13 protein-coding genes are annotated in these 14,565 nt (G+C 60.8%); 7 read left to right on the top strand and 6 right to left on the bottom strand.

Going from position 1 to position 14,565, the window contains the following annotated elements; all coding sequences use genetic code 11:
* Window positions 1-116 precede the first annotated feature (116 nt).
* From FRT59_RS18380 to FRT59_RS18395, 4 genes are all read left to right on the top strand, one after another.
* The gene (locus FRT59_RS18380) at window positions 117-1,037 is read left to right on the top strand and encodes a fimbrial protein (protein ID WP_167524293.1); all 921 of its coding nucleotides are present in this window, start codon (window positions 117-119) and stop codon (window positions 1,035-1,037) included.
* 5 nt (window positions 1,038-1,042) lie between these two features.
* Window positions 1,043-1,783 (top strand): fimbrial biogenesis chaperone, encoded by a 741-nt coding sequence (locus FRT59_RS18385; protein ID WP_153871941.1) that lies wholly within the window; start codon window positions 1,043-1,045, stop codon window positions 1,781-1,783.
* A gap of 335 nt (window positions 1,784-2,118) precedes the next feature.
* Window positions 2,119-3,195 (top strand): 4-hydroxyphenylpyruvate dioxygenase, encoded by a 1,077-nt coding sequence (gene hppD / locus FRT59_RS18390; RefSeq protein ID WP_034119633.1) that lies wholly within the window; start codon window positions 2,119-2,121, stop codon window positions 3,193-3,195.
* A gap of 166 nt (window positions 3,196-3,361) precedes the next feature.
* Window positions 3,362-4,573, top strand: coding sequence for a dermonecrotic toxin domain-containing protein (locus FRT59_RS18395; protein WP_153871942.1), 1,212 nt, complete (start codon window positions 3,362-3,364; stop codon window positions 4,571-4,573).
* A gap of 68 nt (window positions 4,574-4,641) precedes the next feature.
* On the opposite strand, the gene rarD is transcribed toward FRT59_RS18395, so the two are convergent.
* The 3 genes from rarD to FRT59_RS18410 form a co-directional block, all read right to left on the bottom strand.
* On the bottom strand, window positions 4,642-5,523 hold the full coding sequence (gene rarD, locus FRT59_RS18400) for an EamA family transporter RarD (protein ID WP_162524978.1): 882 nt from the start codon (window positions 5,521-5,523) through the stop codon (window positions 4,642-4,644).
* A gap of 129 nt (window positions 5,524-5,652) precedes the next feature.
* A complete protein-coding gene (locus tag FRT59_RS18405) occupies window positions 5,653-6,663 on the bottom strand; it encodes an aldo/keto reductase (protein WP_153839681.1) in 1,011 nt (336 codons plus the stop codon).
* 81 nt (window positions 6,664-6,744) lie between these two features.
* Window positions 6,745-7,647, bottom strand: a complete 903-nt coding sequence (locus tag FRT59_RS18410) for a LysR family transcriptional regulator (RefSeq protein WP_153871943.1) — start codon at window positions 7,645-7,647, stop codon at window positions 6,745-6,747.
* 101 nt (window positions 7,648-7,748) lie between these two features.
* On the opposite strand from FRT59_RS18410, the gene FRT59_RS18415 reads away from it, so the two are divergent.
* Complete coding sequence (locus FRT59_RS18415) at window positions 7,749-8,453, top strand: SDR family oxidoreductase (protein ID WP_153871944.1); 705 nt, start codon at window positions 7,749-7,751, stop codon at window positions 8,451-8,453.
* Between the two features lie 44 nt (window positions 8,454-8,497).
* Here FRT59_RS18415 and FRT59_RS18420 read toward each other — a convergent pair whose 3' ends face one another.
* Window positions 8,498-9,808, bottom strand: a complete 1,311-nt coding sequence (locus tag FRT59_RS18420; protein WP_153871945.1) for an MFS transporter — start codon at window positions 9,806-9,808, stop codon at window positions 8,498-8,500.
* A gap of 159 nt (window positions 9,809-9,967) precedes the next feature.
* On the opposite strand from FRT59_RS18420, the gene FRT59_RS18425 reads away from it, so the two are divergent.
* Window positions 9,968-11,068, top strand: a complete 1,101-nt coding sequence (locus FRT59_RS18425) for a sugar diacid recognition domain-containing protein (RefSeq protein WP_153871946.1) — start codon at window positions 9,968-9,970, stop codon at window positions 11,066-11,068.
* A 97-nt stretch (window positions 11,069-11,165) separates the two neighbouring features.
* Entirely contained in the window at window positions 11,166-12,305 is a 1,140-nt protein-coding gene (locus tag FRT59_RS18430; protein ID WP_153871947.1) for a glycerate kinase, read from the top strand.
* Here FRT59_RS18430 and FRT59_RS18435 read toward each other — a convergent pair.
* Both FRT59_RS18435 and FRT59_RS18440 read right to left on the bottom strand, forming a co-directional pair.
* Entirely contained in the window at window positions 12,295-13,407 is a 1,113-nt protein-coding gene (locus FRT59_RS18435; RefSeq protein ID WP_153871948.1) for a class II histone deacetylase, read from the bottom strand. The two genes, FRT59_RS18430 and FRT59_RS18435, sit on opposite strands and share 11 nt — an antisense overlap.
* Window positions 13,404-14,558 carry an MFS transporter gene (locus tag FRT59_RS18440; RefSeq protein ID WP_153871949.1) on the bottom strand — a complete coding sequence of 385 codons (1,155 nt, stop codon included), beginning with the start codon at window positions 14,556-14,558 and terminating at the stop codon, window positions 13,404-13,406. Before FRT59_RS18440 ends, FRT59_RS18435 begins: the two co-directional genes overlap by 4 nt.
* Between the last annotated feature and the right edge of the window lie 7 nt (window positions 14,559-14,565).

The raw sequence follows: 14,565 nt of genomic DNA on the forward strand, positions 1-14,565 counted from the left end.
GAACGCACGCCCTGCGCCGGGCGCTCCTTGTTGTCTTGACCTGTTCTGCCATTCTGGTCGTAGAGCGTGTTCAGGCCAAGGCCACCTGTACACCCGCAGCACCCACGGTGCTTTCGGTGCCGCGTATAACGGTACCCACCAATCCGGTGGTCGGCCAGGTGTTGGGCAGCCCGGACGGTTATCCCATCGAGGTGACACATGGGCTGAGTTGCACTTACGACCCCCATGTCATTATTGAGTACTGGTCGTCCATCGGCATCTCCAGGGATATTCCTTGGTCCGGTCACTATTTCGGTCATTCCGGGCTTGCCATGCCGGTCTATCTCACTGGCGTGCCGGGCGTCGGTTTTGCGTTTATGGCCGAAGATCGTGACAGCGGGCCGATGAAGATCGTGACCACCGGCGTGACGGTGTTGCACGGGCCGGTGTACCCCGGGCTGCCCACATGGGGGGCACGCGGTCGGGTGTTTTTTGTGGTGATCGGAGCGGTTTCGGGAGGCACCGTCATACCTCGTACCTTCTCAGGCCTGAACCTGTACACCAATGCCACCTTCCATGCCATCAACTTCGGCAGCATTGAAATAGGCCCGCCGAGCAAGCCCACCTGCACCGTGTCGACACCCTCGGTGGCTATACCGCTTGGCACCGTGGAGAGCCGGGCGTTCACCGGCATCAACAGCGTGGCGGGCAATGCCACAGGCACTATCACTTTGCAATGCGCCGGGGGCAGCGGAGGGCGCCTGGATGTCCTGGTGGCCTTGACCGACCAGACCCAACCGAGCAATCGCAGTGACCGGTTGACACTCACAGCCACCTCGAAGGCCAGGGGCGTGGCCCTGCAGCTGCTTTTCGGTGACCGAGTGATCAGCTACGGCCCCGATTCCGCGACGGTCGGCGCGCCCCATCAATGGTTGGCAGGCAGTACCGACAATGGCACTTTCCAGATTCCGTTGACGGCTCGTTTTATACAGACGAGCAAGAGTATCCATCCCGGCCCGGCCAATGGCCTGGCGACGTTTACACTGACCTATCGGTGAGCCACATGAGAGCCAGCGGCGTGTTGAGGGCGGTGCTCAGCCTGATCGTGGCGGTTCAGGTATTGCCGGCCAACGGGGAAATTGTCATTGATCGAACCCGTATCATCTACGCGGCCGCCGCTTCGGGGGTGACGGTCAACCTGCGCAACGAGGCGGACGGCCCGCGCCTGGTGCAGGTATGGATCGATGAAGGCGACCCGCAGGCCCCACCGGAGTTGAGCGATGTGCCATTTACGGTAACTCCACCCATCCTCAAATTGGAGGCAGGCAAGGCCAAGGCGCTGCGGGTGGTTTACCACGCCGCGCAACGGCCAGCGATGACGCCTTCCCAGGAGTCGGTTTACTGGCTGAATGTCTTGGGTATCCGGCCCAGTGCTGAAACGAACAATCATCTGCAATTTGCTTTTCGCACGCGCATCAAACTGTTCCTGCGACCCGACGGCCTGCCGGGACGTGTGGAAGACGCCGTGCAAGCGCTACAGTGGCGGCTGGATAACGACAAGCCGGTACTGCTGGTGCGCAACCCTGGCGCCTATCATGTGACGCTGTCCAGCATCGTACTGCTCCATGAGGGCAGCGAATATCGCAGCGAAGACCCACCGATGCTTTTGCCACAGACTGCGGTGGCCATTGCAATGCCCGGCAGGGAAACCCCGTGGCAAGGCCCTGCCACGTTGCGCTTCACCACCTTGGATGACCATGGCACCACGCGTGAGCATGGTGTGGCCTTAAGCCCAATGCGATGAAGGCCAGGGTGGCGGGCGGTGCGCTCGTCCCGCCAGGTCGCTACCTGTGCAACAAACCCCTTGCGCAGGGCAGGGCAATGGGGATTTGATAAGAGTACGGACAAACCTGGTTACGCTGTGTAGAATCGGTTTACGCATACAAGAATATGGACTTGCGCTCACGCAAGCCTCGGCCGTCAGAGACTGATGACACCATGAAGCTACTCGGCTCCCCCCTCATCTTTGGTGACTTCCTCGCCCGCAGCGTGCGGGGTCTTTCCTGTGCGCCACCCTCCGGCCTCATCCTTGCTCGCAACTAAACAATTGCTACCAACAAGAATGATGAGGCACCGAACATGACCGACCAATACGAAAACCCAATGGGCCTGATGGGCTTTGAATTTATCGAATTCGCATCGCCGACCCCAGGCACCCTGGAGCCGATCTTCGAGATCATGGGCTTCACCAAGGTGGCGACCCACCGTTCCAAGAATGTGCACCTGTATCGCCAGGGCGAGATCAACCTGATCCTCAACAACGAACCGGGCAGCCTGGCTGCCTACTTCGCGGCCGAACACGGCCCGTCGGTGTGCGGCATGGGCTTTCGCGTCAAGGATTCGCAGCAGGCCTACAACCGTGCCCTGGAACTGGGTGCCCAGCCGATACACATCGAAACCGGCCCGATGGAGCTGAACCTGCCGGCGATCAAAGGTATTGGCGGTTCGCCGTTGTACCTGATCGACCGTTTCGGCGAAGGCAGCTCGATCTATGACATCGACTTTGTCTACCTCGAAGGTGTCGACCGCAACCCGGTAGGTGCCGGCCTCAAGGTTATCGACCATCTGACCCACAACGTCTATCGCGGCCGCATGATCTACTGGGCCAACTTCTACGAAAAACTGTTCAACTTCCGTGAAGCGCGTTACTTCGATATCAAGGGCGAATACACCGGCCTGACTTCCAAGGCCATGAGCGCGCCGGACGGCAAGATCCGTATCCCGTTGAACGAAGAATCATCCAAGGGCGCCGGGCAGATCGAAGAGTTCCTGATGCAGTTCAACGGCGAGGGCATCCAGCACGTGGCATTCCTTACCGACGACTTGATCAAGACCTGGGACGCGCTGAAGAAGATCGGTATGCGCTTCATGACCGCGCCGCCGGACACTTACTACGAAATGCTTGAAGGCCGCCTGCCGAACCACGGTGAACCGGTGGATCAACTGCAATCGCGTGGCATCCTGCTGGATGGTTCGTCGGTTGCAGGCGACAAGCGACTGCTGTTGCAGATCTTCTCGGAAACCCTGATGGGCCCGGTGTTCTTCGAGTTCATCCAGCGCAAGGGTGACGATGGATTTGGCGAGGGCAACTTCAAGGCGCTGTTCGAGTCGATCGAGCGAGACCAGGTGCGTCGTGGTGTCTTGACCGCCGAGTGATTCACTGGATAACGAAAAAGCCCGGTTTTTACCGGGCTTTTTTGTGCGTTTTACATCGTGTCGTAATTAGCGTTCGGCTCACTTGGAACAGTTGTTTCGCCAGATATCACTTAGGGAGTTGGACGCAGGAAAAGTCCTGCGCCTCAATCATTAAGAGGCCTACATTATGACTGTGAATTTTCCCGCCACTCAACCACAGATCGGCGCATCGGTATCATCGAACCATGCAGGCCCAATCCGTAATATCCGCTCAACCGCTGAAGGGGATCCAATCGATCAGGCGCGCCAACGCTTTCTCGACGAGGGTGAAGAACAGTTCGGCAGTGGTGAATTAAGCCCCAAGGGGCATGAGCTGGTGAAGGCGGTGGTGAACCCTGGTAAACCGGGGGCGCCTGGCGTACAGGTGTCTACCTTTGCTGTCGATGGTGTTCAATCCAAAGACATGCTGGTCATCAAGCGAGTGCCGCCCACGGCCGACGGGCCCAATTTTCTCGTGTATATGCCGGAAGAAAAAGTATTGTCGTTTCATGAGTTCAACACCGCGCAAGAGATAACTGAATGGGTAAAGGATGTGGCCAAAGACCCGGCCGAACGAGCACGCTTTGCAGATCACTTTTCCAATCCCGACGCGCCTAAACAGATGGCGCGGGTGAGTGATAAATTGGGCGCGTTTGCCGATGGCGACATCAATGCCGTGGTGGGAAGTTTCGGTTACGAAAAGGGCGATATTTTCGCGCGTTTGGACAAAGGTGCCAGCGTCCCGCCCGCACCCGTCAATGGGTTGGTTCGCACGCAACTTTTCAAGTTGGAGCCTGATGGTAGGGCGACCTATATCGGGTATCGGGAGGATGGGCAGAAAGTGCTGTATAGCTATGACGCTTATGGAAACATGCACGGCAGCAGCGGCAAGGATTGGTACTTCGTTCAAAACGGGCTGAACGAAAACAAGCCGCTTGAACCGATGACGCTCCATCAATACACCCGCAAAGTCACCAGCGTTTCCCTGGCCAATGTGGGCGCCAACGATATGCGCGGGCTTCTGGACGAATTCCTGAAACAACTCCGGAACCCGGGACACGGCCTGGGGACGGCGCTGAAAGCGCTGGGCGTTCCTGACGATATAGCCAACTCCATCGAAGAGGTCCTCAAAAACCCGGTCACAGGAACGCTGCTTGAACTGAACCACGATAATCGGCTTGGCAAGCTGTTTGGTATTGATAAGGAGACGATGGATAACTACATCACAACGATAGGCGGTGCAGCCCAGAGCAGTATTCCCATCTATGGCACATGGAGGGATAGATTGAACACCGTGGCCGACACCATTGAGCATGCGGCCGGCGCGCCCGAAGAGCCGACGACCGAGGTGAGGGTCTGAATCAGCCCACGCTGTAGCAAAGAGGGGTATGGATGCCCCCGCCACCGACATCCATCCCGGCCTGCCACTCAGGCCCGTCGCTGACGCACCAGATGCTTGAATCCCTCATACACCAGCACCATCACGGCCAGCCAGATTGGAATGTAAGTCAACCATTGGCCGCCCTTGATCCCTTCTCCCAGCAATAGCGCTACCGCCAGCAACAACACCGGTTCCACGTAGCTGAGCAGCCCGAACAGGCTGAAGGCGAGCAAGCGGCTGGCGATAATGTAGCTCACCAGCGCCGATGCGCTGATCAACCCCAGCATCGGAATCAGTGCGTACAGCTTGGGGTATACATCGAGCACGGCAAAACCCTGCTCGCCGCTCTGCACAAACCACCACGCCACCGGCAGCATCAGTGCCATGTCCAGCCACAAACCGCCCAGATGATCGGTGGTCAGGTACTTACGGACCACGAAATAGACCGGGTAGCCGATGATCACCACCAGCGTCGCCCAGGAAAAACCACCGGCCTGATACAACTCGTTAAGAACCCCGAGGACGGCGAAAAACACCGCGATCTGTTGCAGGCGCGACAACCGCTCGCCATACACCAGGCGCCCCGTCAGCACCATGGTCAGCGGCAACAGGAAATACCCCACCGACACATCCAGGCTGCGCCCGTTCAGCGGGGCCCACATGAACAGCCACAACTGCACGCCAAGCAAGGCAGAAGACACCAGCACACCGCCGATCAGGCGTGGCTTGGACGCGAGCATGCGCAGCAATTCCCACACACGACGCCATTCTCCGCTGACGATCATGAACACTGTCATACAGGGCACGGTCAGCAGCATGCGCCAACCAAAAATCTCCAGGCCGCTCAGAGGGGTGAGCAACGACGTGAAGTAATACATCACGGCAAACAACACCGAGGCCAATACCGATAACACAACACCTTTAGACACGCTGTCCTCGCGAAAACCGACTGATACACAAAGAGGGAAACTTCAGCAGGGGATTATGGTGCTTTTAGCGCAAAAGTTTTTCGGTTTCGTCGCATCATGTGGCGAGGGAGCTTGCTTGCTCGCTCGCCACTAAGTGCGTGCCACGCGGCCCGAGACGAAATGACCGACATCATTGAATCCCGGCGTGGACGAATGCCCCGGTGTGACCAACGAATCAATAAAGGCCTCATCCTCTGGCGTAATCCTCACCGCCAGGGCGCCCGTATACGCATCCCACTGCGCCTCGGTACGCGGCCCGACAATCGCCGAACTCACCGCCGCGTTGTTCAGCACCCAGGCAATCGCGAATTCCACGATCCCAACGCCGCGCCCCTGGGTGTATTGCTGGATCTGCTGGGCGATACGCAGCGACTCCATCCGCCATTCGGTTTCCAGGATGCGCTTGTCCTGGCGCGCGGCGCGGCTGCCAGGCTCGGGTGTGACATCAGGCGCGTACTTGCCGCTGAGCACCCCACGGGCCAGCGGGCTATAAGGCACTACGCCCAACCCATAGGCCGCCGCTGCAGTGATCTGCTCCGTCTCGGCCTGACGGTTGACGATGTTGTACAGCGGCTGGCTGATGATCGGTTTATCCACCCCCAGACGCTCGGCCACGCGAATCACCTCAGCAATGCGCCAGCCCCGGTAGTTGGACAGGCCCCAGTAGCGGATCTTGCCTTGGCGGATCAGGTCACCGATGGCCGACACCGTCACTTCCAACGGGGTGTCGTGGTCTTCACGGTGCAGGTAGTAGATGTCCAGATAATCGGTATCCAGGCGCGCAAGGCTGGCCTCCAGCGCATTGAAGACGCGCTTGCGGCTCAAACCACTGCGGTTGGGCAAGCCATCGGCAGGGCCGAAGCCGACTTTGCTGGCCAGTACCCAATCCTGGCGATTGCGCGCAATGGCTTCGCCGACGATCTCTTCGGAGCGCCCGGCAGTGTAGACGTCAGCCGTGTCGATAAAATTGATGCCCTGATCCCAGGCCTTGTCGATGATCCGCAGCGAGTCTTCGGTGCTGGTCTGTTCGCCAAACATCATGGTGCCAAGGGTCAGTGCGCTGACCCTCAACCCGGACTGGCCCAATGTGCGGTAAATCATGCAAAGCTCCTCATGGCAGGTAAACATGAGTGATGCAATACCAGACCCGACCGCTCTGGAACAAGCCCGCGGCGCATTTATTCATGCGCGCAGCAAAGTCTGGCAGCGTTGTTGTAGAAAACGATGCAACACTTTCACGCGCTCCGACACTTGCAGGCGGTGAGGGCACATCAAGTTGAACGGGGTTGGCTCGCCTTGCCAGTCGGGCAACAGGGCCACCAGCCGGCCGGCCTGGAGATCACGTGCGATGTCCAGGTTGGCTTTATAGGCGATGCCGTGGCCCGTCAAAGCCCAACGCCGCACAATTTCGCCGTCATCGCTGAGGTAGTCACCGCTGACTTCGACTTCCTGGAGCAGTGCGCCTTGGCGAAAATACCAGGTGTTATTCGCCTGCCCCCGACGCATGTAACGCAACGTGCTGTGTCGTGCCAAGTCTGCTGGCGTACGTGGCGTGCCATGGCGCGCCAGGTATTCGGGGCTGGCGCAAGGAATGCGCCGGTGGTCGGGCACCACCGGCAGCGCCACCAGGCTCGAATCCCTCGGTACGCCAAACCGCAAGGCAATGTCGACGGTGTCGCGAAACAAATCGGCATTGGTGTCGTTGAGCAACAGTTGCAGGCGGATATTCGGGTGTTCGAGCTTGAACTCGTCCAGCCAGCCCAGCAGCATATTGCGGCCAAAATCCGAGGGCGCCGCCAACTGCAATAGGCCGCTGAGGCTTTGGCCGTGTTGCTTGATGGCGTGTTCGCCTTCCGACAAGGCTTCCAGTGCCACCCGCACGCTGTCCAGATATCGCCGGCCTTCTTCGGTCAGGCGCATGCTCCGCGTGGAGCGGGCGAGCAAGCGCATGCCTAGCCGGGTTTCAAGGCGCTTGAGCGCAATACTGGCCGCCGCCGGGGTCAGGCCAAGCCCACGGGCGGCGGCCGTCAAGCTGCCGGTGTCGGCGCTGCGCACGAAGACTTCAAGGTCGAGGATCGAACTCATTAATAAAAATCCTTTAAAGATCTTGTCGTTTTACCGGGATTTTTCGCTGATTGCCAAGCTGGGAAGATGAACACTCACTTTCTCACCCAGGTAGTTAGCCCATGACATCTTCCCTCAACGGTAAAACCGTCATCGTGATTGGCGGCAGCAGCGGTATAGGCGCCGCCGTAGCCCTGGCCGCCATCGCTCGTGGTGCGCAGGTGGTGCTGGCCGGGCGTCGCTTGATGCCCGGTATCGACAACGGCGTACGCAGCGAACCAGTGGACGTCACTGACAGCGCCTCCCTGCAGAGATTGTTCGAAACGGTGGGGCACTTTGACCATCTGGTCTACACCTCGGGCCCTTCGGTGCGGGCCAAGACCTTGATCGAAACCGACCTGGACGAAGCCCAGGACAACTTCAACGTGAAACTTTGGGGGGCGCTACGTGCGATTCAACAAGCGCTGCCGTTTCTGCATGAACACGGCAGTATCATCCTGACCTCGGGCCAGCTGGGGCGCAAATTGGCTGCGGGGCAGTTCATCAAGACCGTCATCAATGCAGCGACCGAAGCGCTGGGCAAGCAACTGGCCAAAGAGCTGGCACCGCGTCGGGTCAATGTCATCAGCCCCGGCGTGATTGATACACCGGCCTATGCAGGGCTTTGCGAGGAGCAGCGTTTGGCGATGTTTGCCAAGGCTGGTGGAGCCTTGCCGGTTGGCCGGGTAGGGCAGGCTGAAGAAGTGGCGGTGGGTTATGTATTGGCCATGGAAAATGGCTTTATGACCGGCGCTGTGATCGATATCGACGGCGGTGGTCAGCTGTAGACACTGGGCAAAATGTGGGAGCGGGCTTGCTCCCACACGTGTTGTTATACCTTCAAGGTACGCGTCATACGCAAAGCCAACACACTACCAGCAACAATCACCGCCGCCAGCAGATACAGCGCCACATCCGTAGACCCGGTGGCATCCTTCACAAACCCCACGATATACGGGCTGAGAAAGCCCGCCATCTGCCCCATGGAGTTGATCAACGCCAACCCTCCCGCCGCGGCGCCCGCGCTGAGCATCGCGGTTGGCACCGGCCAGAACATCGGCAAGCCGGTGAGGGCGCCCATGGTGGCGATGGTCAAGCCGAGAATGGCAATGGCCGGTGTGGTAGCGAAATTCACCGCGATCACCAGGCCGACTGCCCCCATCAACATCGGCACCACCAGGTGCCAGCGACGCTCCTTGCGCATGTCAGCGGAGCGCCCCACCAGCAACATGAACACCGCCGCCAGCAGATACGGGATCGCGCTGAGCCAACCAATCACCAGGTTATCGCTGAAACCCAGGTTCTTGATGATCGACGGCAGCCAGAAATTGATCGCATATACGCCACTCTGGATGCAGAAGTAGATCAGCCCGAATGCCCAGATCGCCGGGTTCTTGAACACTTCGGCCAGGGAGTCGGTGGTGGTTCGGGGCTTGTTCGCCAGGTCCGTGGCCTGGTCGGCTTCCAGCACCGCACGCTCATGGGGCTTGAGCCACGTGGCGTTGGCGAAGCTGTCACTGAGCAGGAAGTAGGCGAGGGCGCCGAGGATCACGGTCGGGATGCCTTGCAGCAGGAACATCCACTGCCAGCCCGCCAAACCACCTTGACCGGCGGCAAAGTGATTGAGGATCCAGCCGGAAAACGGGCTGCCGAGCAAGCCGGACACCGGGATTGCCGACATGAACAGTGCCATGATCCGACCACGTCGGAAGGTCGGGAACCACTGCGAGAGATACAGCACCACACCGGGGAAGAAGCCGGCTTCCGCAGCACCGGTAAACAGGCGCAACGTGTAGAAATGCGTGGGCGTGGTCACAAACAGCAGGCACGTGGACAGCGTGCCCCACACAATCATCATCAATGCGATCCAGCGCCGTGGGCCGAACCTGGTCAGCGCCAGGTTGCTCGGCACGCCACACAGCACGTAGCCGATAAAGAAGATCCCGGCACCCAGGCCGTACACGGTTTCGCTGAACTTCAACGCATCGAGCATCTGCAACTTGGCAAAGCCAACGTTCACCCGGTCCAGATAGTTGAACAGGTAGCAGATAAAGATGAAGGGGATCAGGCGCAGGGTGATGCGCTTATAGATGGCGTTTTTATCGTCATCGCTAGCCAGTGCGGCAGTGGCGCTCTGTGACATAGGAATCTCTCTTTATTATGATTTTTCGCGGTGCGAGGGTAACGTTGACCGCCCCAACAGTCTCGGTGACGTGATGGGCGACTGTCTTTGTGCTGGCGCACAGTGAAGCAGGCTTTGCGCTGTGCCGGTGAACAACCCGTTTTTTAGGAAATTAGCCCCATGTTCGAGCTTGATCATGACTTGGCGCAGGAGATTGTCGATCGCACCATGGCAATCCTGCCCTATAACGTCAACGTCATGGACAGCCAGGGCCTGATCCTCGGCAGCGGCGAGCCGGAGCGTATCAATACCCGCCACGAAGGTGCGCAACTGGTCTTGGCCAACGGCCGTGTGGTGGAAATCGACGGGCAGACCGCCAAGCACCTCAAGGGCGTGCAACCGGGCATTAACCTGCCGCTGCTGCATGATCAACGCCTGATCGGCGTGCTCGGTATCACTGGCGAACCGGATGGGCTGCGCACCTATGCCGAACTGGTGCGCATGACCGCTGAAATGCTGGTCAGCCACCGCCACCAGCAAGCCGAGCAACAATGGCGACGCCAGCGCTGCGATGACCTGCTGGCCTTGCTGCTGGCTGAGGGTGGCGACTCACCGCGCCTGGTGGACGAAGCCCAGCAACTGGGGCTCAAGCCGCAGCTGGCGCGCACGCCGTATCTGTTCGAGCTGGGTGCGGGCCAATCAGCGGAGGCCCTGAGCGCCTGGCTCACCAGCCGTTACCCGGACAGTTGGTGTGTCAGCTGCGCGCAGTTTTCCCTGCTGTGGTGCCGACCCGCTGTGGTGCAGGTCGACAACCCTCGCTTGCTGGAAAAGCTCGACGGCCTGGGCTGGAACATTCTGCGCGTTGCCGTCGGCGGGCAAGCGGAGGGCTTGGCCGGGCTACGCCGGTGTTATCGCCGGGTGGGTGATCTACTCGCTTATGGTCGCGATATCCTCCCGCAATCGCGGCTGTTGACCCTCAACCGCTATCGGCTGCCGGTCATGCTCTGGCGCCACCGCAACGACGACGCGCTGGACGAATTGCTCAACCCATTGCGCAAGGTGCTGGCCAAAGACAGCAACGGGCAACTGTTGGCCACCTTGCGCAGTTGGTGCGAACACGACGGGCAAAGCCAGGCCTGTGCCGATGCGTTGGGCATTCATCGCAATAGCTTGCGTTACCGCATGGAACGGATTGCCGAACTCAGCGGCGTTGACCCGCTGACCCTCGACGGCATGCTGGCCTTGTACCTGGGTGTGCAGTTGTTGCCCCAGGCTTTGTAGCAATGAACAACAAACCTCACCCACACTTGTGCATCGGACCGGCGTCATTACCCAAGCCAACTGGCAGCATGGGCGTTATAAAAACCGGAGAAACCCCATGAAAATCATCATCGCCCCCGACTCGTTCAAGGATAGCCTGAGTGCCGCAGGTGTCGCCCAGGCGATTGCCGCGGGGTTGGCGCAGGTCTGGCCGGATGCACACTTGGTTCAGTGCCCGGTGGCCGATGGCGGGGAGGGGACGGTGGATGCGGTGCTCGCCGCGTGTAATGGCGAGCTGCGCCGGCAAACTGTCCGAGGGCCATTGGGCGGCACCGTTGAGGCGCGCTGGGGTTGGTTGGCTGACAGCCATACCGCGATCATTGAGATGGCCGAGGCCAGCGGCTTGCAACTGGTCGCGCCGGGGCAACGTGACGCGTGTTCCAGTACGACCTACGGCACCGGCGAATTGATCCGCGCCGCGCTGGATGCTGGGGCGCAGCGCATCATCCTGGCGATTGGCGGCAGTGCCACCAACGACGGCGGGGCGGGTGCGATGCAGGCCCTTGGCGTGCAACTTCTCGATGGCGAAAGTCAGCCACTGCCCCCTGGCGGCCTGGCGTTGGCGCGCCTGTCGCGTATCAGCCTTGAAACGCTCGACCCGCGCCTGGCACAGGTGCGCTTTGAAATTGCCGCCGACGTCGACAATCCGCTGTGTGGCCCCCACGGCGCCTCAGCGATTTTCGGCCCGCAAAAAGGCGCGAGCCCCGAGCAAGTGGCACAACTGGACGCCGCCCTCGGCCACTTCGCTGACCACTGCGCCCAGGTGTTGCCCAACGATGTGCGCGACCAACCCGGCAGCGGCGCCGCCGGTGGCCTTGGCTTTGCCGCCAAGGCATTTCTCGGTGCGCAATTTCGCCCGGGGGTGGAGGTGGTCGCCGAACTGGTCGGCCTCGATGAGGCGGTGCGCGGTGCCGACCTGGTGATCACCGGCGAAGGCCGCTTCGACGCCCAGACCCTGCGCGGCAAAACCCCGTTTGGCGTGGCGCGCATCGCCCAGCGGCATGGCGTACCGGTCATTGTGATCGCGGGCACATTGGGCGACGGTTACGAGCAGATGTACGCCCACGGGGTGGACGCAGCATTTGCCTTGCCATCGGGGCCGATGAGCCTGGAGCAGGCCTGCCGCGAGGCACCGCGGCTGTTGCGCGAGCGGGCTGCGGATATCGCGCGGGTGTGGCGTCTTGCATCTAATCGCTAACCCCACGCGCCAACCGCTCCACCCACTGCTCCTGAAACCTCAGCAGCGCCGCACCGGGCTGCTGCAACTGCACAAACTCCAGCATCGGGTCGTCTACCGCCGTGCGCACGCCGCTCAATTCCTCCAGGGTCGCCAACCCGCAAAACGGCACATAGGCTTCGCTGTAGCCACCTTCGTGCACCAGCACCAGGCGCCCCTGACACAAGCGTTCGGCAGCCAGGCACAGGGTGCGGGTCATCAGCCGGAACGACTCACTGTGCAGTAGCATGCGCGCCAGCGGGTCGACGGCGTTGGCGTCATAACCGCAGGCGACGATGATCAGCTCTGGTTCGAAACGCTCAAGGGCTGGCACTACGATGCGTTCCATCGCCTGCAAATAGGTAGCGTGACCACTGCCCGGCGGCAGGGGAATGTTGATGTTCGCGCCCAGGCCGGCACCGCGGCCTCGGTCCTGCTCGCCGCTGTAGCCGGGCGGGTAGCATGCATCCTGGTGCAGTGACACCGTCAACACATCAGCGCGCTCCTCGAAGATCGATTGCGTGCCATTACCGTGGTGCACATCCCAGTCGATCACGGCGACTTTGCCGAGCCCGTTATGGGCCTTGGCCGCTTCGATGGCGATGGCAATGTTGGCGAGAAAGCAGAAGCCCATGGCGCTGTCTGCCAGGCAGTGGTGCCCCGGTGGCCGGGACAGCGAATAGGCATTGTGCGCCTGGCCCTTGAGCACGGCGTCCACGGCGGCGAGGGTCAGGCCGGCGGAGAGTCGGGCGATCTCGTAGCTGCCCGGCCCAATCGGCGCCTGAGGGCCAAGCTCGCCGCCGCCGGCATCGCTCAGGGCCTTGAAGCGTTGCAGGTAGGCGCTGGTGTGGACTCGCAGCAAGTCCTCTTCTGTGGCTGACGGTGCGCTGCGCAGGTGCAGGTGGCGGCTTAACCCGGACACGTCCAACAAGCTCTTCAAACGGCGCTTGGTCTCGGGTGATTCGGCATGCCCGCTGCCGGCCGGCGGCTGTACCCAGCCGCCCACGGGCAAGGTCAGCGCGTGGGCGCCGGCGCTGTGCCAAAGGCTCATTTCATCGAAAAAAAATGCGGTGGTTCGGTTCATACCGGCTCCAGTTCAGCAGGGTAATTGGGACGGCTGGCGAGGATCATCACCAGGGACAGCAGCGTAATAACGGCAGCGCCAAGCAGCAGCAGGGTGAACCCACCGCTGGCCTCGATCAGGCGGCCGGCAATGGCGGGGCCGATAGCCAGGCCGCCGCCGATCACCAGGTTCGAAGCGTTCATCAGCTTGCCGCTGTGATCGAGGTCGGCCAGGCAGGCCAGGACCAGCGGCAGGATGAAGGTCCAGGTGAACTTGAACAGCAGCGCTGCCAGTGCAAACCGCAGCAGAGCGGGCTGGCCGAGTAAAAGCAGGACAGCGGCAGCCATCAGCGCATAGCCCACAAATAACAGCACTCCACGTGGCAGGCGCGCGCCGATCAACGAGGCACTTGCGGCACCGGCAATCCCCATTGCCGTGGCGATGGCGAGTACTTCGCCGCTGTGCTGCGCAGAGATCCCGACACTGGCGCCCAAGGCACCGATAAAGGTCCAGACGCCACCGAGGCTGATGTAAAAGGCCAGCACCGCGCCGATTCCCAGCGCGGCTTTCCAGCGTGAACGGGGCAATGGAGAGCCGTCGCTTGCCTGTGTCGCAGAGCTGCCGACGGGAAACGCCCGGGCCAGGGGCAACAGCAAGGTCATCAACCCCGCCAGGAGCAGGTAACAGGCATTCAACCCAAACCGTTCGAACAACCCAGGCAACACGACAAGGCCGAGGGCGCCGACGATCAGTTGGCCCATTACCCACAACCCATACACCCGACTGGGGTTGGCGGTAGTGGCGGCACTGGCCAGGCAGAGGATCATCAATGAACCGCCGGCCAAGGCGCTGGCAAAGCGCAGCATCAGTAAAACCGCGTAGGTGTCGGCGAGCATCGACAACAGGTTGGCCGCGATAAACAGCAGCGCAGCGACCAGGGCCGCAACTCGCCAGTCAACGCGTTTGAGCCACCACCAGGCGGGCAACGTGGCCAGGCTCATCGCGCCCAGCTCGACGGAAAACAAATCGCCAATGCGCGCCGGGCTCAGTTGCCACTGGCTGGCCAACTGCGCGGCCACGGCGGGAGCGGTCATCAGGATGGTCGGGGTGATCGCGGCAAACAACACGATCGCCGCCAGCCGTGCCTTTGCCGCATAAGATTGAGTGAGCATCTTCAAG

Origin of the sequence: Pseudomonas haemolytica (genome assembly GCF_009659625.1) — a bacterium.
GTDB classification, from domain to species: domain Bacteria; phylum Pseudomonadota; class Gammaproteobacteria; order Pseudomonadales; family Pseudomonadaceae; genus Aquipseudomonas; species Aquipseudomonas haemolytica.